24 protein-coding genes are annotated in these 17,992 nt (G+C 41.5%); 23 read left to right on the forward strand and 1 reads right to left on the reverse strand.

The window, feature by feature from the left end:
* Positions 1–3 precede the first annotated feature (3 nt).
* The 23 genes from L21SP3_RS11410 to L21SP3_RS11520 all read left to right on the forward strand — a co-directional run bounded on the left by L21SP3_RS11410 (position 4) and on the right by L21SP3_RS11520 (position 16,333).
* The gene (locus L21SP3_RS11410; protein ID WP_077541634.1) at positions 4–681 is read left to right on the forward strand and encodes a hypothetical protein; all 678 of its coding nucleotides are present in this window, start codon (positions 4–6) and stop codon (positions 679–681) included.
* Entirely contained in the window at positions 669–2,042 is a 1,374-nt protein-coding gene (locus L21SP3_RS11415) for an RHS repeat-associated core domain-containing protein (protein WP_077541636.1), read from the forward strand. Before L21SP3_RS11410 ends, L21SP3_RS11415 begins: the two co-directional genes overlap by 13 nt.
* A gap of 37 nt (positions 2,043–2,079) precedes the next feature.
* Positions 2,080–2,664: a hypothetical protein gene (locus L21SP3_RS11930; RefSeq protein ID WP_123785193.1), complete on the forward strand. Its 585-nt coding sequence runs from the start codon at positions 2,080–2,082 to the stop codon at positions 2,662–2,664.
* Between the two features lie 92 nt (positions 2,665–2,756).
* On the forward strand, positions 2,757–3,767 hold the full coding sequence (locus L21SP3_RS11425; protein WP_077541640.1) for an RHS repeat-associated core domain-containing protein: 1,011 nt from the start codon (positions 2,757–2,759) through the stop codon (positions 3,765–3,767).
* A gap of 19 nt (positions 3,768–3,786) precedes the next feature.
* Positions 3,787–4,365 carry a hypothetical protein gene (locus L21SP3_RS11430; protein ID WP_077541642.1) on the forward strand — a complete coding sequence of 193 codons (579 nt, stop codon included), beginning with the start codon at positions 3,787–3,789 and terminating at the stop codon, positions 4,363–4,365.
* A 48-nt stretch (positions 4,366–4,413) separates the two neighbouring features.
* Positions 4,414–5,205 (forward strand): RHS repeat-associated core domain-containing protein, encoded by a 792-nt coding sequence (locus L21SP3_RS11435; RefSeq protein ID WP_077541644.1) that lies wholly within the window; start codon positions 4,414–4,416, stop codon positions 5,203–5,205.
* Positions 5,205–5,858, forward strand: a complete 654-nt coding sequence (locus tag L21SP3_RS11440) for a hypothetical protein (protein ID WP_077541646.1) — start codon at positions 5,205–5,207, stop codon at positions 5,856–5,858. Before L21SP3_RS11435 ends, L21SP3_RS11440 begins: the two co-directional genes overlap by 1 nt.
* A complete protein-coding gene (locus L21SP3_RS11445) occupies positions 5,859–6,560 on the forward strand; it encodes an RHS repeat-associated core domain-containing protein (RefSeq protein ID WP_077541648.1) in 702 nt (233 codons plus the stop codon).
* Between the two features lie 6 nt (positions 6,561–6,566).
* Complete coding sequence (locus L21SP3_RS11450; protein ID WP_077541650.1) at positions 6,567–7,112, forward strand: hypothetical protein; 546 nt, start codon at positions 6,567–6,569, stop codon at positions 7,110–7,112.
* Positions 7,109–7,759, forward strand: a complete 651-nt coding sequence (locus L21SP3_RS11455) for a hypothetical protein (protein ID WP_077541653.1) — start codon at positions 7,109–7,111, stop codon at positions 7,757–7,759. The genes L21SP3_RS11450 and L21SP3_RS11455 overlap by 4 nt, the downstream gene beginning before the upstream one ends.
* Entirely contained in the window at positions 7,725–8,651 is a 927-nt protein-coding gene (locus tag L21SP3_RS11460) for an RHS repeat domain-containing protein (protein WP_077541655.1), read from the forward strand. Before L21SP3_RS11455 ends, L21SP3_RS11460 begins: the two co-directional genes overlap by 35 nt.
* A complete protein-coding gene (locus L21SP3_RS11465) occupies positions 8,651–9,268 on the forward strand; it encodes a hypothetical protein (RefSeq protein ID WP_077541657.1) in 618 nt (205 codons plus the stop codon). Before L21SP3_RS11460 ends, L21SP3_RS11465 begins: the two co-directional genes overlap by 1 nt.
* A gap of 39 nt (positions 9,269–9,307) precedes the next feature.
* Positions 9,308–10,306 carry an RHS repeat domain-containing protein gene (locus tag L21SP3_RS11470; RefSeq protein WP_077541659.1) on the forward strand — a complete coding sequence of 333 codons (999 nt, stop codon included), beginning with the start codon at positions 9,308–9,310 and terminating at the stop codon, positions 10,304–10,306.
* A gap of 60 nt (positions 10,307–10,366) precedes the next feature.
* On the forward strand, positions 10,367–10,717 hold the full coding sequence (locus L21SP3_RS11475; protein WP_077541661.1) for a hypothetical protein: 351 nt from the start codon (positions 10,367–10,369) through the stop codon (positions 10,715–10,717).
* Positions 10,718–10,762: 45 nt separating this feature from the next.
* The gene (locus L21SP3_RS11480) at positions 10,763–11,239 is read left to right on the forward strand and encodes an RHS repeat-associated core domain-containing protein (protein WP_077541663.1); all 477 of its coding nucleotides are present in this window, start codon (positions 10,763–10,765) and stop codon (positions 11,237–11,239) included.
* 51 nt (positions 11,240–11,290) lie between these two features.
* A protein-coding gene (locus L21SP3_RS11485; RefSeq protein ID WP_390612105.1) for an IS3 family transposase occupies positions 11,291–12,435 on the forward strand; the annotation gives its coding sequence in 2 pieces (ribosomal slippage) (positions 11,291–11,552 and positions 11,552–12,435; 1,146 coding nt in all).
* A 33-nt stretch (positions 12,436–12,468) separates the two neighbouring features.
* The gene (locus tag L21SP3_RS11490) at positions 12,469–12,798 is read left to right on the forward strand and encodes a hypothetical protein (protein ID WP_077541665.1); all 330 of its coding nucleotides are present in this window, start codon (positions 12,469–12,471) and stop codon (positions 12,796–12,798) included.
* Positions 12,789–13,472, forward strand: coding sequence for a hypothetical protein (locus L21SP3_RS11495; protein ID WP_123785194.1), 684 nt, complete (start codon positions 12,789–12,791; stop codon positions 13,470–13,472). Before L21SP3_RS11490 ends, L21SP3_RS11495 begins: the two co-directional genes overlap by 10 nt.
* Positions 13,473–13,474: 2 nt before the next feature.
* Entirely contained in the window at positions 13,475–14,083 is a 609-nt protein-coding gene (locus L21SP3_RS11500; RefSeq protein ID WP_077541669.1) for an RHS repeat-associated core domain-containing protein, read from the forward strand.
* Positions 14,084–14,092: 9 nt separating this feature from the next.
* The gene (locus L21SP3_RS11505) at positions 14,093–14,443 is read left to right on the forward strand and encodes a hypothetical protein (RefSeq protein WP_077541661.1); all 351 of its coding nucleotides are present in this window, start codon (positions 14,093–14,095) and stop codon (positions 14,441–14,443) included.
* Between the two features lie 44 nt (positions 14,444–14,487).
* Positions 14,488–15,291: an RHS repeat-associated core domain-containing protein gene (locus tag L21SP3_RS11510; RefSeq protein WP_077541671.1), complete on the forward strand. Its 804-nt coding sequence runs from the start codon at positions 14,488–14,490 to the stop codon at positions 15,289–15,291.
* A 38-nt stretch (positions 15,292–15,329) separates the two neighbouring features.
* Positions 15,330–15,812, forward strand: a complete 483-nt coding sequence (locus L21SP3_RS11515; RefSeq protein WP_077541672.1) for a type II secretion system protein — start codon at positions 15,330–15,332, stop codon at positions 15,810–15,812.
* Positions 15,813–15,814: 2 nt separating this feature from the next.
* Complete coding sequence (locus tag L21SP3_RS11520; RefSeq protein ID WP_077541674.1) at positions 15,815–16,333, forward strand: hypothetical protein; 519 nt, start codon at positions 15,815–15,817, stop codon at positions 16,331–16,333.
* A gap of 179 nt (positions 16,334–16,512) precedes the next feature.
* Here the strand turns inward: L21SP3_RS11520 and L21SP3_RS11525 are convergent, their stop codons facing one another.
* Positions 16,513–17,847 (reverse strand): chorismate synthase, encoded by a 1,335-nt coding sequence (locus tag L21SP3_RS11525; protein WP_077541676.1) that lies wholly within the window; start codon positions 17,845–17,847, stop codon positions 16,513–16,515.
* Between the last annotated feature and the right edge of the window lie 145 nt (positions 17,848–17,992).

The following is a 17,992-nucleotide window of genomic DNA, read 5'->3' on the forward strand; positions in this document are numbered from 1 at the left end:
ATTATGCTTAAAAGGTATGTTAAATCGCATCTCAAAAACCGGGCGATGATATTGAGTGTCATCATTTCGCTGGTAATACTGGCAACCGGCCTTTATCTAAAGATTGGATATTACAAATACGGCTATAGTTTACAGGGTATGAATCCCGACTTTTTTGGAAAATCTTTCTTATTATTTATTGTGCCTATTATCGCCGTTTTATGGTTTTTGGCAGCAGTGCTCTATGCCATAATAAAAAAGTTAATCCACAAACAAAAGGTAAAGTGGTTCTTTCCCGCCGTTCTTATCGTATCAGCTTCGATTTTGTTTTACTTTGAAAGAGGCCTTGTTTATTATGAATTTAAAGGATTCTGTGATGGAATAAAAACAAAACTCATTACAGAAGAGCTGCACAGATGGACAAAAAAACAAATATCTTTAAATGAAAATGAGAGTGTAATCATAGACTGTGGGAAAGCTGATATGGGTTCACTTTCTAAGGTCGGTCAATTTCAATGTAAGGAGGCTTTTATAGAACCGACAGAAAACGGGAAATATTATGTGATAATGTATTGGGGAGGTGGTCTGCTCGGCAGCCACGGCATTATTTATGGTACTGACACCGAAAAAGTGATGGCTGAAATTAGCAAATTTAATTCTTCTGTGGAGGTAGTTTCTGGTATATATGCATGGATGCAATAGAATACGAATACAACAATATGCTGATGCGAGAGAGCGTAACAATTGGCGCTGAGACAGAAGCCTACGCCGCCGATCCGAACGGTATGGGGCGATACAGCTCTGTGGGTTCTGAGGCGGTGGAGTATGACGGGAACGGAAATCTCTCCCGCTGCGGGGATGACTACTACATCTACGACCCGCAGGACAGGCTTCGGGCGTATTATCGGCTTGCGGGCGATCCGAATGAGGCGAGCGTATCGCTGTACGGCTATGATTTATTCGGCCGACGGGTGAGCAGGGCATCTGCCTCAGGCGTTGGCGATAATGAGGGCGAGCTGCAGCAGAGCTTTGCATACTCCGGGCATCGCGTGATAGCGGAATACGACGGCTCGGGCGGGGTGCAGAAACGCTTTGTTTACGGAGCGGGGATTGATGAGGTGGTTTGTATGATTGATGTGGTGAGGCCGGCGGGCGCAGGCTGGACAGAAAGCATGAGCGATTTGGCGGCGGCGTGGCTTTGCGCCGAGGGCGATTTATGCTATGCTGCAAATGCAGATTACGTTGACAATACAGAGCCTAATATGATCAACATCGAAGACCTTGCTTACTATCTGAGCGAGTATTACATTGCAGAGCGGGATGCCGCCTTTGCGGAAGAATACTGCGGCTATTTTGCCGATGAGCTGGGCAGTGTGGTGATGTTGTATTCGGCCGAGCCGAACGGGATTGCTGAGATATACAGCTATGATGCATACGGCAGCGTGGAGATAAGCGATCCGAACGGCCAGCCGCTGGATGAAAGTGCAGCCGGCAATCCGTATATGTTCGCCGGCCGGCGGTATGACAGCGAATCCGGCCTGTACTACTGGCGCGCAAGATACTACAACCCCGCCTTGGGCGTATTCCACTCCCGCGACCCCCTCGGCTATATCGACAGCATGAACCTCTACGCCTACTGCGCCAATAATCCCGTAAATTACGTTGATCCCTGGGGGGAACTGCCTTCAATTACGAGAACTAAGCATTACAGAAGAAATAAATATAACACTTGGCAACCTAAAACCCCAAAAGCGGCGGAAAAGGCAGGATGGCGGAAAGTCTCTTGGCCTAAAGATATTTACCATAAACAAGGCCCTAAAGCTAGTAGACGAAACCAAAAATGGATTTCTCCTAGTGGAAAATGTGAGACCGTCTATGATGATAATGGAAATTTAGTTACAGATTCTGTTGACCAGGGAACATACAACTTTTATCCAGCTTCTGATGCTATAAACCATTATAAATATGATATTGAGCCATATATATTATGGGGTAATTCGCCTGATGATCCTACTGATAAATATGACAGGATTTTGGGCACATACAAAGGCGAATTGCAGTGATACTTTAAAACTTTAATTAATCTTCAAAGAGTTAGCGATGTCTAAGAAAAAAGTAATAAGTTTGATTTTTGGGATTGGCTTGGCTGGTTTGGCAATGCTATTTATAGCAAAGCCGTACTTAATTTTCTATGTGTTTTCAACGCATATTTCTCGGCAATACGTGTGCCCTGAGCTAGAAAAAGTAGATATTCCCCCAGATTTGGATTCAATGAGCTCTGATTTCGACTATAAGGTTAGGGATAGTTTTATAAAACCATTTTTATCTAAACACGAAAGTCCCAAGGAATTGAGTAGGCCTAATGTTACTTACAAGCTGATAGTTCAAATTTGGATGCCGGCAGAGAGCGGTTCTGAAATAAAGATAACCGAAGCTAAATTGAAATTTGGAGGGGACAATTCTGAAAATAAATCTCTCTCACTTAATCCCGAAGAAAATTATAAAGTTTCTGATTTGAATCTAATTGCCTTTGATAGCAAAGAAAATTTTGAATTAAACAGTAAGAAACCATTTGTTCTTGCACTTGAAATTGAGCATACAGATGTGAACGGGAATAAGATTAAAAGATCATTAGAATATAATTTTATTTACAAGTGGATAAAAGAGCATTTTCCTCTGGTATAATAAGGTTGGAAAGAGCTAAATAATGTCTACGAGGGTTAAAAGGATCAGGTTTCTTTTTCGTTTACGGAGCGGGGATTGATGAGGTGGTTTGTATGATTGATGTGGCAAGGCCGGCGGGTGCAGGCTGGACAGAAAGCATGAGCGATTTGGCGGAGGCGTGGCTTTGCGCCGAGGGCGATTTATGCTATGCTGCAAATGCAGATTACGTTGACAATACAGAGCCTAATATGATCAACATCGAAGACCTTGCTTACTATATGAGCGAGTATTACATTGCAGAGCGGGATGCCGCCTTTGCGGAAGAATACTGCGGCTATTTTGCCGATGAGCTGGGCAGCGTGGTGATGTTGTATTCCGCCGAGCCGAACGGGATTGCTGAGAGATACAGCTATGACGCATACGGCAGCGTGGAGATAAGCGATCCGAACGGCCAGCCGCTGGATGAAAGTGCAGCCGGCAATCCGTATATGTTCGCCGGCCGTCGGTATGACAGCGAATCCGGCCTGTACTACTGCCGCGCCAGATACTACAACCCCGCCCTGGGCGTATTCCACTCCCGCGACCCCCTCGGCTATATCGACTCAATGAACCTCTACGCCTACTGCACCAATAACCCTGTGAACTTCGTTGATCCATGGGGTTTGTGTTATGAAATAATTCACCCAAGAAAACAGCAATTAAATTTATCGTCTGATTATGTAAAACTAATAAAAATGCACCGAAAGAGGGATCTTTACAATACATGGCAGCCTAAAAATCCTCAGATTGCTATTGATAGAGGTTGGAAAGAATTAATTGGATTGCAGGCTATGTATCACCAAATGGGGCAAGGCAATGGAAACAATCGCAAATTTATTTCGCCCAGCGGCAAATGCGAAGTCGTGTATGATAGTGATGGAAATATTCTAACCAATCCCGCAAATCGCGGAACCTACAATTACGGCACAAATTGGTTTACACATTTTATCTTGGATATGGTGCCTTATTACATTGAAGGTAATTCGCCAACTGATCCTACTACGCCGTCAGAAAGAATATATGGTACTTATGGTGCATCGTCAATATCTCAACCTTTTAAGACTGCTAGTGGATTATGGTTTTAGCAAATAAAGGCAATAGATCATGAAAAGATATGACAAATATAAGATTCGTCGCCGGTTATTTTTCTCTATCTTAATTGTAGGCATTGCTGTCTTATTTCTATGGAGGATTGGGACGTTTCATACGCAAAGAGCTGAAAGTTATATATGCCCAGAATTTGAAGGCTTAGAATTTCCTTTAAGCTCCGAAGTAATTTTGAGCCATCCTGAATGTTCTTTAGATGGAATTTTTGTCCATTCACGGTTAGTGCCCACGTCGCACATCAAGAATAAATCTGTAGGTCCTTACCAAATTTATGTTTCATTTTATAGCATAGACAAACGGAAGCAAGTACTTCTAAAAGATGTGATAATACTTGAAAACAATAATGAAACATCGATTTTTATGAAAGCGGAAAATGAAGGCTGGGAAAAGACTTTTAACGCTATCTTTTATCATTTATATACAAGTAAACAGGCTTATTCTCTGGATTTTAAGAGTAAGAACAAAGTATTGTTAAAAGTACGTGTGTGTATTTTGGATGGAGATATAATTACAGAGGATACAATAGAATTTGAATTTCAGCCTAAGTTGATTTCAGAATGGGTACCAGTAGTATAAGTCCGAAGAAGTAAAATTTTAATATTGTTGAATAGGCTTTTTCGTAATATGATCAACATCGAAGACCTCGCTTACTATCTGAGCGAGTATTACATTGCAGAGCGGGATGCCGCCTTTGCGGAAGAATACTGCGGCTATTTTGCCGATGAGCTGGGCAGCGTGGTGATGTTGTATTCCGCCGAGCCGAACGGGATTGCTGAGAGATACAGCTATGACGCATACGGCAGCGTGGAGATAAGCGATCCGAACGGCCAGCCGCTGGATGAAAGTGCAGCCGGCAATCCGTATATGTTCGCCGGCCGTCGGTATGACAGCGAATCCGGCCTGTACTACTGCCGCGCCAGATACTACAACCCCGCCCTGGGCGTATTCCACTCCCGCGACCCCCTCGGCTATATCGACAGCATGAACCTCTACGCCTACTGCGCCAATAACCCCGTGAACAGAGTTGATCCGTGGGGGTTGTGGACAGTTAACATAACTATAGGATATGGATTAGCAGGTAATTTAAACTTTGGCTATAATTCAGGAAAATGGCATGTAGGATTGAATGCTGGAATTGGAGTGGGTGCGTCAGCATCTTTACACTTAGAAAATTCTTCCCCTTCAAAAGATGGTATGGGAGCCGAATTTAAAGCTAACGTAGGCTATGGAAATATTGCTACAGGGATTGAAGCTAAAAGTAATATTGATACCACGAAATGCGTCAAGGATGATCAGGTAAATGCTGCCACAGATGGATATGTGATCGGTTATACTGATATTAGAGCGAGCTCATTCAGGTTAGGGTTTAGTGGATTTGCTGGGGCCGGTTTCAAATATGTTTGGGGAGATGAATAATGAAAAAGAAACTTACTGAACTTCTCGAAGAAGCCAATAAGGGCGAACGGGTCTTAATGCTCTTGATATCTTTGTTTTTCTTGTTTTTAATATTTATTCCGCAATTATTTTCCATTTTGAATAATGCTGACAAACATAGTAAATACGAGAATATGATAAGAGATGCAGCAGCAGAAATTCTTCCTGAGTTCAAAAATGCCAAAGTTGTAAATTTGCATTTTGAAACTTTTATTTTCTTTAAGTCGCCCAAAAATTATTTGTATTTTGATAACGGAAAAAACAGCGGTGTATTGTGCGTTTGTGGCAGTGAAAAATCCATAAAGCTTGAAGCCCAGATAAAGGACGGATTGAACATGAAATGTGTTCCGTTGAAAGAATTATCCAAGAACCCTGATAAAGCCTCTTTGAATTTCGGAAATCGAATATTTGCTATTCTTGTCTGGTCATTTTTGAGTTGGCTTATTCTTTACAGGCCTTTCAGCCCGATAAATGATTTGCAAAAATTTCTCGTTAAAATTCACAAATATTATGTTCCCCCTAAACAAACCTTTTTATTTCCGGGGCTAACATTGTTATCCTTTTTTGTTTGTTGTGTATTATTGGTATTAGGCAGATTTTTCGCCCTTCTGCTTCTTATTTTACTGAGTATGTAAATGTCAAAACTCGCCAAAAATATTATCGGCAATCCGTATATGTTCGCCGGCCGGCGGTATGACAGCGAATCCGGCCTGTACTACTGCCGCGCAAGATACTACAACCCCGCCTTGGGCGTATTCCACTCCCGCGACCCCCTCGCCTATATCGACAGCATGAACCTGTATGCATACTGCACCAATAATCCGGTGAACTACGCTGATCCGTGGGGGCTTTTTTATGAAATCCTAAATCCTAATGGAAATATGGTAGATGCTGCAGGCAGTGTCTTAGACAATTGCATCACATTGTCATTTCTTTGGTTTACAGGAGCAGGCCCTGATCATTATTATTGTGGAGAAGAAACAAATATAGCTGAAGCAATGAAAGATGCAGTTGGCGTTAACTTTGCTAGAGAAAGATACTATCAAGAAAAAAGAAAAGACCCAAAGAAAAATGAAGGTAATTATACATACGACGCTAGTTATAAATATAATGACCCTGCAAGCTATTATTTAAGCAATGAAAGCTGGATTGAAAAATTTATGGGTTCATATAATGTTCATATTACTGAAAATAAAGGCAAATTACATTTTACTGTGACAGATACAAATAGTTTGGGATCATTTTTTGGTGGTGCTTTGGGGCAGTTTGGGTATGACCTTCCGTTGCCGGCGTCAAATATTTATCAAAACATATCTTGGTCAGAAGAGATGGAGTAAAATACTGTGATTTCAATCGAAAACTACATATTTATACGTTCTTTGTTGCCCTTTTTGATAATCAGCCTTGTTGTTGTATCTTTTATTGCCGCAATTCTGCTTAAGACTTATAAGAAAAAAGTATGGCGAAACGCAGCTTCTAAACTCCTCATTCTTAGCACATTCTTGGTTACGTTTTTACTGTATTTTGGGTCCGTCTCTGGCAAATACACTAAAATTTATGCCGCTTTGGAACCTGAACCTGAAAACAGAATGATAGCAGGTATATGGGAAAACCCTAATAAGAAAAAAATAAGCTTCTTCTCAAATGGAAGTGTTGAGATTTCGGAAGGTGATTCTATTTTGAAAGGTACATGGGAGATAGTTAAGAGTAACCAAGAAAACAAAGGAAAAACACTTAATATTTACAAAAAAAACGATATTCACAGTAGATACCTGCTTTATAGGTTCTTTGAAGTATATTGCTTATGTAAATATGAAAAGCAGGATGACCCTCTGTATTTTCCCACCCCCGATTATTACAAAACATCAAAGATTAAGGAGAGCTTATGAAACTTAATAATATAGATTTTGCAGGCATCCTTTTGTTGTTGCTAACAAGGTTGCCTTCTATAGCAGGGCTTTTTTTTATAGCAGCTTCAGTTGCTTTTAGCATATTGAGGATAATTGGCTTAAAAAAAGCCAATAAGCAACTGACAATTTTATCCATGATTTATGCCTCAATAAGTATATCGCTTGCTCTTTCAATTGTTCTTCATTGCTCTTTCTCTCATGTTACCTCTAATATTAAGGCTCATTTAAATGCAAGACATTTGCAAACTTGCTTAGAAGAATATATCAATAACAGGAAAGACAAAGCAATGATCTTTGAGGACAGTTGGTACAATGAAATTTCAATTTATTCGAGATCTACACCGATAAGCTTTTATGTTACAGCGAAAAAAGGGACAAATTTTGCGATAAATAAGTCGCTTGTCGGAAGGAAACCATCTGAAATAGTTAATGATACTGTACTTTTTATTGAAACAGATAGCCCAAAAGAGCTAATTAGCAAAGAAGCATTAAGCAAGGAATACAAAGGGAAGCATCTTTATCTATATGATAGAAATTTGCATTTAAGCAGCTCTCTAAACAATAATAATTTTATAAAAATCAACAATTTTAATGAATTTGATAGATTGGATTGGGGCCAGGATTAAAAAAATATGCACATATTGCGACTATGAAGACCTCGCTTACTATCTGAGCGAGTATTACATTGCAGAGCGGGATGCCGCCTTTGCGGAAGAATACTGCGGCTATTTTGCCGATGAGCTGGGCAGCGTGGTGATGTTGTATTCCGCCGAGCCGAACGGGATTGCTGAGAGATACAGCTATGACGCATTCGGCAGCGTGGAGATAAGCGATCCGAACGGCCAGCCGCTGGATGAAAGCGCAGCCGGCAATCCGTATATGTTCGCCGGCCGGCGGTATGACAGCGAATCCGGCCTGTACTACTGCCGCGCAAGATACTACAGCCCCGCCCTGGGCGTATTCCATTCCCGCGACCCGCTCGGCTATATCGACAGCATGAACCTCTACGCCTACTGCACCAATAACCCCGTAAACTTCATTGATCCCTATGGTGAAAATCTGATTGGCGGAATCATTAACATGTTTGCTGGTGAGGGTTTTGATCTATCAGTTGAAATGGGTATGGATGAAGTCAAACAGGTTGGTGCAGCTGCTGGAAAAGGAGCTTTAGATGGGGCTGTAATAGCAGCGGATGCCTATACTATGGGATTAGTTGGCCCGCTGAACGAACTTGCAGACGAGAAGGTTTGCGAAAACGGAATCGCTGGCAAGGCTTCAAGAGTTGCTGCAGGAATTTCCTCAACGGCCGCTTATTCTGCTTTGGGGATGAAAATATCTGGCAGTGATATTATAATTGAAGGGCATAAAGGAACAAGATGGCTACAGTTCAGAAATTATAGGACTGGCCGACCAATTTTCAGGCTTGACAAAGGGCCTGTTCCTGGTAGAGGTACTAAGTGGCATTATCATAGACCGCCTAATATTAAACATCACCGTCCTTACGATGGAGGTTTTTAATGACTGATTTATTTAGCATAAAGGTAAAGTTAGCCAAATTAGTAGAGGATATGCTGAACGGCAAGGTTAGTGCGCAATATATTCTTGATCAATGGGGAGAGGAATGCTCCTGTAATTTTACGGATAAGGATATTGATGCAATCATACACCAGCTCCAGCATTATGCTAACGACAGCGATATTCGAACTAAAGATGAAAAATACGAGGCATATTTCCGGCAGGAGTTTGAATTGTATATCAAAATACTTTTGTCGGAAGTAAAGCCTCCGGTACTTATTTATGATAAAAAAATCCGAATTTTTGAAACTGTCCTTGCGGCTTGTGAATATTTGAATTATTCTCTGAAAGATACTAACCGCATTACGGCATTTGATGCTAATGGTAATTATTTGCAAACTGATAGTACGGAAATGCAAACTATGTATTTTGTTCATAGGCAGTCAAAATTGCCTGTTCCAGAGTCATTCCGCAAAGAATTAGAAAAGTTTGTTAAATCTCGAATACATAAAAACAAAGATAAATCAAGGCTAAAAAACGATAAGTTTTTCAGTGATATGAGCATAAATGAGCTAATCACTTTTATTATAAAGCAGAAGAATGAAAGCGAAAAAAGATAAGAGTAGCTTCAGCAGAGCTTTGCATACTCCGGGCATCGCGTGATAGCGGAATACGACGGCTCGGGCGGCCTGCAGAAACGCTTTGTTTACGGAGCGGGGATTGATGAGGTGGTTTGTATGATTGATGTGGCAAGGCCGGCGGGTGCAGGCTGGACAGAAAGCATGAGCGATTTGGCGGAGGCGTGGCTTTGCGCCGAGGGCGATTTATGCTATGCTGCAAATGCAGATTACGTTGACAATACAGAGCCTAATATGATCAACATCGAAGACATCGCTTACTATCTGAGCGAGTATTACATTGCAGAGCGGGATGCCGCCTTTGCGGAAGAATACTGCGGCTATTTTGCCGATGAGCTGGGCAGTGTGGTGATGTTGTATTCGGCCGAGCCGAACGGGATTGCTGAGAGATACAGCTATGACGCATTCGGCAGCGTGGAGATAAGCGATCCGAACGGCCAGCCGCTGGATGAAAGCGCAGCCGGCAATCCGTATATGTTCGCCGGCCGGCGGTATGACAGCGAATCCGGCCTGTACTACTGCCGCGCAAGATACTACAACCCCGCCTTGGGCGTATTCCACTCCCGCGACCCCCTCGCCTATATCGACAGCATGAACCTCTACGCCTACTGCGCCAATAACCCTGTAAACTTCGTCGATCCCTATGGTGAAAATCTGATTGGCGGAATCATTAACATGTTTGCTGGTGAGGGTTTTGATCTATCAGTTGAAATGGGCATGGATGAGGTTAGGCAGGTTGGTGCAGCTGCTGGAAAAGGAGCCTTGGATGGGGCTGTAATAGCAGCGGATGCCTATACTATGGGATTAGTTGGCCCGCTGAACGAACTTGCAGACGAGAAGGTTTGCGAAAACGGAATCGCTGGCAAGGCTTCAAGAGTTGCTGCAGGAATTTCCTCAACGGCCGCTTATTCTGCTTTGGGGATGAGGAGAGCGGGTATTTCAAGCAAAGTCGAAATCCATGGAGCTCATCATAAATTTGGTAGTTTAGGTAAAAGGTCTCATATACAGTTTACAACTTGAAAATCAGGCGTTAAAAATTCACACAAGATATTTAGAATTCCTTTACGTTGAGGGTTTAGCATGATTAGAATTAACAATCATATATCTACTATCAATGAACTCATAGATCTACTTCATGATCTGTGGATTGACATTTCTACTATTGAATACAATCAACAAAAAGCGAAAATTACTTTTATTGTAGGTAAATTTGTGAAATCAAAAATATTTAATAAAAAATTTATTCCTTTATTTAATATAAGCGTGAGCCCGGTTGTTGATTATACACTGAATGACAGTGAAAAGGTAGGTACTTATGATATCAATAAAATAATCATAAATGGAAATGATCTAATAATTATAACGGGAATTCCATTGGTTTTTGAAATAAAATTGGCAAATAATTATGTTATTGATGTTGAATATAGATAGGTAGCTTACCTTTTAAGACCAATTGTTTGAGAAATATTAGAAACAATGTTTAGCGTTGATCATATTGACAGTATAGCTCCGAACGGCCAGTCGCTGGATGAAAGCGCAGTTGGCAATTTGTATATGTTCGCCGGCCGTCGGTATGACAGCGAATCCGGCCTGTACTACTGCCGCGCAAGATACTACAACCCCGCCTTGGGCGTATTCCACTCCCGCGACCCCCTCGCCTATATCGACAGCATAAACCTCTACGCCTACTGCACCAATAACCCTGTAAACTTCGTCGATCCGTGGGGGCTTACTTATGACATGTTAAACAACAACGGGGAAAACGTCTATATGGGACCAGATAAAATTACAGATATTTATAACTATTGGTATAATCCTCCCGTTCCTCCAACTCCACAAGGGAATGATGAAGGAAGTCTTTCAAACCCCCATAAATTGACAGAACAAGGCTTAAACAAATATCTTGACAATTATATGTGTAGCTCTCCCATAGAATTGAACACTTTAAATTAGACGGTTCCTGAATAATATAAACCAACTCAAATATTTAGAAAGGAACTTAAAATGCGAAGATCGAGGTTTAGTGAAAGCCAGATACTTTCGATTCTCAAGGAGTCAGAAGCCGGTTTAGAGGTCAGTGATTTGACCAGGAAATACGGCATATCCCGTGCCACATTTTACAACTGGAAGAGCAAGTATTCTGGTATTGGCGGCAGTGAGATAAGGCGTTTACGCGAGTTAGAGCGAGAGAACGGCAAGCTCAAAAAGATGTATGCGGACTTATCATTAGAGAATAACGTTCTCAAGGATTTAATAGAAAAAAACTTCTAAAGCCTGCCGAGCGAAAGGATTTTGCCAGGCAGGCACATTCTAAGGGCTTATGCGTGCAATCATCTTGTAAAGCAGCAGGCATCAGCCGGGGCAGTTTTTACTATACTCCTTCAAGAAACGATGATGCTGAGGTAAAAAGACAGATAGAGCTGGTAATAGATTCCCGTCCTCGACGCGGATTTCCAAAGATATTCGACAGTATCCGCCGCAAGGGATATAGCTGGAATCACAAAAAGGTTTATCGTGTTTATAAGGAAAATGAATTTCAGCTTAACAACCGTAAAAAGAATTTGATAAGGCAAATAGAGCGTAAACCTATGCCAGAAGCCACGAGAGCTAATGAGATATGGAGTATTGATTTTATGAGCGATAGTTTGAGTAATGGTCGGCCATTCAGGGCTTTCAACGTTATCGATGAGTTTAACCGTGAGGCATTGGATATTGAGATCGACACGAGCTTACCTTCGCTTCGCATAATTCGTAGCCTTGAATTAATAGGCTCTGATCGGGGTTTCCCCCGCTTTATTCGCAGCGATAATGGGCCGGAATTTAGGAGCCTTCAATTTCGCAGGTTCTGCTGCCGAAACAGAATCAGGCACCGCCGTATAGAAGCAGGCAAGCCTCAGCAAAACAGTTTTATTGAACGATTCAATCGGAGTTATCGAGAGGATATACTTGATATGTACAGTTTTAAGAATTTATCAGAAGCTCGTAATTTAACTTTAGATTGGCTTATAGAATATAATTATGAGCGTGGGCACGAATCACTGGGAGAGAAAACTCCTGTAGAGTATGTTCGCAGTTTTTTGCCTTTCACCCCTCAAAATAATTCTGAAGGGGCAAAAGGAAAAAACTGCTGTTTGAAGGAATTTGTCTAATTATTACTGTTCAAAGACAGGGGAGAGGCACATATGAAAAGGCGACTTAATTATTGGAACCCATTTAGTCCATTTACACAAGATACTAAGTATTTTGAAAATTATTCAAACCACTACTATGTTTTGAACGGAAAAAAATATACTGGTGAAGAAGTTAATTATATCGGTGTTGGGGCAGCTGGCGCTCAAAAAGCTTTGCCAAAATCTATGCCAGAAATATGGAACAGATTTTGGCATGGTCATTCAGCTACTGAAGGAGAAAGTTTTTTTTATGACTATGGGCATAACAGATTTAATTACCTATTTCCTCGCGTAAACCAAAGCTTCAATAGGCCCTACTTGGGAGGTGGAATATGGCTTTAAAGAGTTTCTATAAAACAGCATTATCATCGCTAATCACAGTATTTTTTTTGTATCTGGTTAATTATGCTGCCGGCCTAACCCTTACTTCCAGCAGCTTTCTCCTCTCTTCTGCGACAGCATTTATGCTTATATGGGGTTTGTTTTGGAAGATAGGAATCTCTGCTTCTTTAATTGCCGTGGTTATCGGAGGAATGTTTAACAAAAGAAAGGCAGTGAGGATAGGGGGCGTATTTTTTCTATTTATAGCACTGGCCTTTATAATAAGCTTGATGTTAGGACAGTGGGGGTACTATCTTAAAATGGGAGCAATAAAGGGCAGCAGTAAAATACCAGTTTCAAAAATAAAGAATTCTGTGCTCATAAATTTGCCAGATACAAAAAAAGCCGAAACACTGGTACATTATACAGATTTAGATTTGAATTTTCCCGAGTGGGCAGGTGATTTGAAGTCACATAGCGTGTGGTATTATAACTCTTCTGGAAACAAAGCTGTTCAGATTTTTTATGGAAACAGGACAATTGGTAAATTCTCATATATTATAATTTCAGAAAACAGTGATATTGGTAAGGTATATCCCTACAGCGATGATTATTATGATCAAATTGCTGAGGATTTTTATCTGACATCCGCTGAGTATAAAGGCCCACTATGGCTTTTTGAACCGGAGAATTAAATATGTTAAGCGATTTCGTTTACAGCCGGCGGTATGACAGCGAATCCGGCCTGTACTACTGCCGCGCAAGATACTACAGCCCCGCCCTGGGCGTATTCCATTCCCGCGACCCGCTCGGCTATATCGACAGCATGAACCTCTACGCCTACTGCACCAATAACCCCGTAAACTTCATTGATCCCTATGGTGAAAATCTGATTGGCGGAATCATTAACATGTTTGCTGGTGAGGGTTTTGATCTATCAGTTGAAATGGGTATGGATGAAGTCAAACAGGTTGGTGCAGCTGCTGGAAAAGGAGCTTTAGATGGGGCTGTAATAGCAGCGGATGCCTATACTATGGGATTAGTTGGCCCGCTGAACGAACTTGCAGACGAGAAGGTTTGCGAAAACGGAATCGCTGGCAAGGCTTCAAGAGTTGCTGCAGGAATTTCCTCAACGGCCGCTTATTCTGCTTTGGGGATGAGGAGAGCGGGTATTTCAAGCAAAGTCGAAATCCATGGAGCTCATCATAAATTTGGTAGTTTAGGTAAAAGGTCTCATATACAGTTTACAACTTGGAAATCAGGCGTTAAAAATTCACACAAGATATTTAGAATTCCTTTACGTTGAGGGTTTAGCATGATTAGAATTAACAATCATATATCTACTATCAATGAACTCATAGATCTACTTCATGATCTGTGGATTGACATTTCTACTATTGAATACAATCAACAAAAAGCGAAAATTACTTTTATTGTAGGTAAATTTGTGAAATCAAAAATATTTAATAAAAAATTTATTCCTTTATTTAATATAAGCGTGAGCCCGGTTGTTGATTATACACTGAATGACAGTGAAAAGGTAGGTACTTATGATATCAATAAAATAATCATAAATGGAAATGATCTAATAATTATAACGGGAATTCCATTGGTTTTTGAAATAAAATTGGCAAATAATTATGTTATTGATGTTGAATATAGATAGGTAGCTTACTTTTAAGACCAATTGTTTGAGAAATATTAGAAACAATGTTTAGCGTTGATCATATTGACAGTATAGCTCCGAACGGCCAGCCGCTGGATGAAAGTGCAGCCGGCAATCCGTATATGTTCGCCGGCCGGCGGTATGACAGCGAATCCGGCCTGTACTACTGCCGCGCCAGATACTACAACCCCGCCCTGGGCGTATTCCACTCCCGCGACCCCCTCGGCTATATAGACCAGTTAAACGTAAAGATAAGGGAATTTCTTGTATTCCACTCCCGCGACCCCCTCGGCTATATAGACAGCATGAACCTCTACGCCTACTGCACCAATAACCCCGTAAACTTCGTTGATCCCTGGGGGGAGAGGCATTATAGTAAAATTGAAGTAGAAATTATATTAAACAAAGGAAGACAAACTATTTACAATCCTTTTAAACATTCGATGCCTCCTAAAGCTACTCAAAACTACAGTCACCCCTATCTAAATAAAATAATTAATCTTATACCTTTAGGGTTCTATCCTGGATGGGATTTTGGTGCTGGCAAGGAGTGCCCAGATACCTATGAAGTTCCTGGCAGGGGGGAAATGAATGCTTCAGAATTTACAAATTATTTTGCTGGATATATGGGAGGATATCATGGTTCTGGATTAGGCTATCTTGCTATGAGGATGGCTGGTAATCTTTATGAAAATTACCAAGGAGATGGTATTCAAAAAGCAAATGTTTTTTCAGGTGATTGTGAAGAAAGCGTTAGAGACATAAATTACGGAGCATATGATGGCATTAAAAGAAGGCATAAAGATATAAAAGATACTTTTACAGCCTTAAGCAATCTGCTTAATTAGCTGCAGTTCATGATATAAATTTTATGCGGAGACTACCCATGTTAATATTACGAAAAGGCAATGCCATAAGCACAATGTTTTTTGTTATCCTCTGGGCTTTTGTATTTATTGCGATAATCTTTTTGAGGCAAGGGATTTCATTTAACAATGATAAGCTTGAAAGGCTTCAGCAAAATAATTACATCAAGCTTGGAGCTGCTTTGAATAATTACAGAGATCTGAATGGCGGATACCCAGCTAAGAATGAATGGGGCGATTTGCTTATTAACTCTTTCCCATATATCCACAGTTCAGACTTCAAAGATTTTACTGCTGGTGGTATTTACTCAGCAGCACTGAACGAAGATATATTTGATGATTCACTAAACGAAAGCTCGGTTTTGCTTTTTGGGATCTCTGGAAACAAGAAAAATATGAGCCGAAAATTCAGCGAAATGAAAGATCCTAAGATTAAATGGATTGTTACAAGCTCCGGCGTTTTTTTCAAAAACAAAGACAAGTACAACAGAGCAAAGGAGTAAAAATGAGATCTAAAAAAAATGTAGGCCCTATTAATATTCTCCTTTTGGGAGGCTGGCTTTTTTGCGTCCTTTTCGCAGCAGTTCAGTTTAGAATATTATTTGAAGGTTATGAAAATTGGGCACTGCTGCACAAACGAAACTATTTGAAAGTCGCCTATGCCTTAAACGAGTATGAGAAATCTTTTGGAAAATATCCGGATAGTAAAAGCTGGTATGATGATATTATAAATGAATACAACTTTGTGTCGGAAGAAGACTTCTTGCTTTTAGGGGAAAAAGAGAGCTTTAATATTGCATTAAACAGAAATCTGATGGGTAAACAAAGAAAAGGGAAATATACAGTGCTTTTATATCAGGGCTCTGACAAGAAAAATCAGATAGGGGTAAAAGCAGATTACAAGAAATCAAAGGGCTGGGTTATTACAGTTGGAGGTGACTACTTCGAATTTGACAAAGACTCAGGTGTGCTGAAATCAGAAACAGAATCAAAAGTGATGCAGCCTCAAGATTTGAGATTTTAGATTTGAATCGGAAGAAAACAGAGTTGCCGGCGGGCGCAGGCTGGACAGAAAGCATGAGCGATTTGGCGGCGGCGTGGCTTTGATGATATAGGCAGCGTTAATTTTGCGAATAAGGAGTTCGGAATTGAAAAAGCCGGCTTTTTGTGTCGGCTTTAATACGTGAAAGGGAGTAACAAATTTTACTTGTATCCGAGTTTATCCATAAGTGTTTTCTGACCGTAAAAGCTCATCAAATTATCGAGCAGAACGATTGCGGTATAGTTTTCAGCCACCGGCCATATCCTTCCAGCGATTGTTGGGTCTCTTCTTGTAATAGCTGATAGCTTTGTGTTTTCGAGGGTATATTTATCGATAGTGTGCTGGTCTTTGTCGATTGTAGGTGTTGGTTTTACAGCGAGCCTTGCGATAAGGTTCTGTCCTGTTGAGATTCCGCCAGTAATCCCGCCGGCGTTGTTCGAATCGAAAATTACCCTGCCGTTTTCGCTTCTTATCTGATCGTTGCACTGGTGGCCTGTCATATCCTTGGCCTTGAAGCCTGCGCCAATCTCAACGCCCTTAACAGCCCCTATCCCGAGCATTTTCCCGAGCTCTGCATCGAGCTTGCTGAACACCGGCTCGCCGAGGCCGACTGGCATCCCTGTAGCGGCTACTTCTATTATGCCGCCGGAGGAATCGCCGGTTTTGGTGATCTTTCCGCACGCCTCAACCATCTCGCAGGCGGCGCTGTAGTCTGGGCAGCAGAGGATATGGTGCACGTCGTATTCAGATTTAATTTTCTCAGGCACCATCTCTTCGCCCGCAGCTCTGATCTGGTCTATCTCGTTTTCCACCTCCGCTAAAACGGCCATCTTCTCAAGAAACCGCATCTCAGTGCGCAAACGCTGTTTTTCGTATATCTGCTGGTAGAAGGGGTCGTAGTTTTTGCGCATTTTCTTGTATCTCTGGGTGAACTGGTAAATCTCTTCGTAGTCCATATCCGGACACTGCACTCCCGCTGCCTCGCGAACAAAGGAGAACACCTTTACCCCGAGCTCTGCGAGAATCTTCTTAGCCACATACCCCGCCGCTACGATTGTAGAAGTGTAGCGTCCGCTGAATATGCCCGCTCCGATAGCATCATCAGATTCACCGTATTTCATAAAAGTTGCGTAGGATGCGTGTCCCGGGCGGGGGGTTCTGTTAGTATCCTGATACTGCTTTATGTGAATGAAATGTCTGTCGAGATTCGGGATTAGTATCGTAAGAGGCGTTGCGTTTGTATGGAAGGCGTTGCCTGCTGCCTCGATTGTATCTGCGCTGTTTATGCCGCTGTAAATTATCGGCAGGTCAGGCTCTTTTCGCGGGCTCGAGAGCTCGTCGGCCCCGGGCTTTCTGAGAAGAAGGTCGCCGTAGATTTCTTTTTCGGTGATTTTCATTCCTGGAGGGCAGCCGTGTATCATTGATGTAAGCCCGTCCTGATATGAACCACCTGCAACACTAACCTGAAAATTTCTCCCTGTATGACATCCAAGCATTTCATTACTCCCTTGCTAAAATAATAAACTTTCCCTTAATCTGCGAAAACACATTTGGATACACCAAAGATTATAGGCTTTTTCGGGTTTCTGTAAACAGAAACGTGCCTCAGATGGCTTTGTTAATTCGGGTGTCGCACACTGT

This window comes from Sedimentisphaera cyanobacteriorum (assembly GCF_001997385.1).
GTDB lineage: Bacteria > Planctomycetota > Phycisphaerae > Sedimentisphaerales > Sedimentisphaeraceae > Sedimentisphaera > Sedimentisphaera cyanobacteriorum.

What these genes read in the sequence shown, in the direction of transcription:
- L21SP3_RS11480 (WP_077541663.1), top strand. Translation starts at nt 10,763, where the DNA reads ATGTTTAGCGTTGATCATATTGACAGTATAGCTCCGAACGGCCAGTCG.
- L21SP3_RS11430 (WP_077541642.1), top strand. Translation starts at nt 3,787, where the DNA reads ATGAAAAGATATGACAAATATAAGATTCGTCGCCGGTTATTTTTCTCT.
- L21SP3_RS11445 (WP_077541648.1), top strand. Translation starts at nt 5,859, where the DNA reads ATGTCAAAACTCGCCAAAAATATTATCGGCAATCCGTATATGTTCGCC.
- L21SP3_RS11520 (WP_077541674.1), top strand. Translation starts at nt 15,815, where the DNA reads ATGAGATCTAAAAAAAATGTAGGCCCTATTAATATTCTCCTTTTGGGA.
- L21SP3_RS11410 (WP_077541634.1), top strand. Translation starts at nt 4, where the DNA reads ATGCTTAAAAGGTATGTTAAATCGCATCTCAAAAACCGGGCGATGATA.
- L21SP3_RS11465 (WP_077541657.1), top strand. Translation starts at nt 8,651, where the DNA reads ATGACTGATTTATTTAGCATAAAGGTAAAGTTAGCCAAATTAGTAGAG.
- L21SP3_RS11460 (WP_077541655.1), top strand. Translation starts at nt 7,725, where the DNA reads ATGAATTTGATAGATTGGATTGGGGCCAGGATTAAAAAAATATGCACA.
- L21SP3_RS11435 (WP_077541644.1), top strand. Translation starts at nt 4,414, where the DNA reads ATGATCAACATCGAAGACCTCGCTTACTATCTGAGCGAGTATTACATT.
- L21SP3_RS11510 (WP_077541671.1), top strand. Translation starts at nt 14,488, where the DNA reads ATGTTTAGCGTTGATCATATTGACAGTATAGCTCCGAACGGCCAGCCG.
- L21SP3_RS11475 (WP_077541661.1), top strand. Translation starts at nt 10,367, where the DNA reads ATGATTAGAATTAACAATCATATATCTACTATCAATGAACTCATAGAT.
- L21SP3_RS11930 (WP_123785193.1), top strand. Translation starts at nt 2,080, where the DNA reads ATGTCTAAGAAAAAAGTAATAAGTTTGATTTTTGGGATTGGCTTGGCT.
- L21SP3_RS11525 (WP_077541676.1), bottom strand. Translation starts at nt 17,847, where the DNA reads ATGCTTGGATGTCATACAGGGAGAAATTTTCAGGTTAGTGTTGCAGGT.
- L21SP3_RS11415 (WP_077541636.1), top strand. Translation starts at nt 669, where the DNA reads ATGGATGCAATAGAATACGAATACAACAATATGCTGATGCGAGAGAGC.
- L21SP3_RS11515 (WP_077541672.1), top strand. Translation starts at nt 15,330, where the DNA reads ATGTTAATATTACGAAAAGGCAATGCCATAAGCACAATGTTTTTTGTT.
- L21SP3_RS11455 (WP_077541653.1), top strand. Translation starts at nt 7,109, where the DNA reads ATGAAACTTAATAATATAGATTTTGCAGGCATCCTTTTGTTGTTGCTA.
- L21SP3_RS11505 (WP_077541661.1), top strand. Translation starts at nt 14,093, where the DNA reads ATGATTAGAATTAACAATCATATATCTACTATCAATGAACTCATAGAT.
- L21SP3_RS11490 (WP_077541665.1), top strand. Translation starts at nt 12,469, where the DNA reads ATGAAAAGGCGACTTAATTATTGGAACCCATTTAGTCCATTTACACAA.
- L21SP3_RS11500 (WP_077541669.1), top strand. Translation starts at nt 13,475, where the DNA reads ATGTTAAGCGATTTCGTTTACAGCCGGCGGTATGACAGCGAATCCGGC.
- L21SP3_RS11495 (WP_123785194.1), top strand. Translation starts at nt 12,789, where the DNA reads ATGGCTTTAAAGAGTTTCTATAAAACAGCATTATCATCGCTAATCACA.
- L21SP3_RS11425 (WP_077541640.1), top strand. Translation starts at nt 2,757, where the DNA reads ATGATTGATGTGGCAAGGCCGGCGGGTGCAGGCTGGACAGAAAGCATG.
- L21SP3_RS11440 (WP_077541646.1), top strand. Translation starts at nt 5,205, where the DNA reads ATGAAAAAGAAACTTACTGAACTTCTCGAAGAAGCCAATAAGGGCGAA.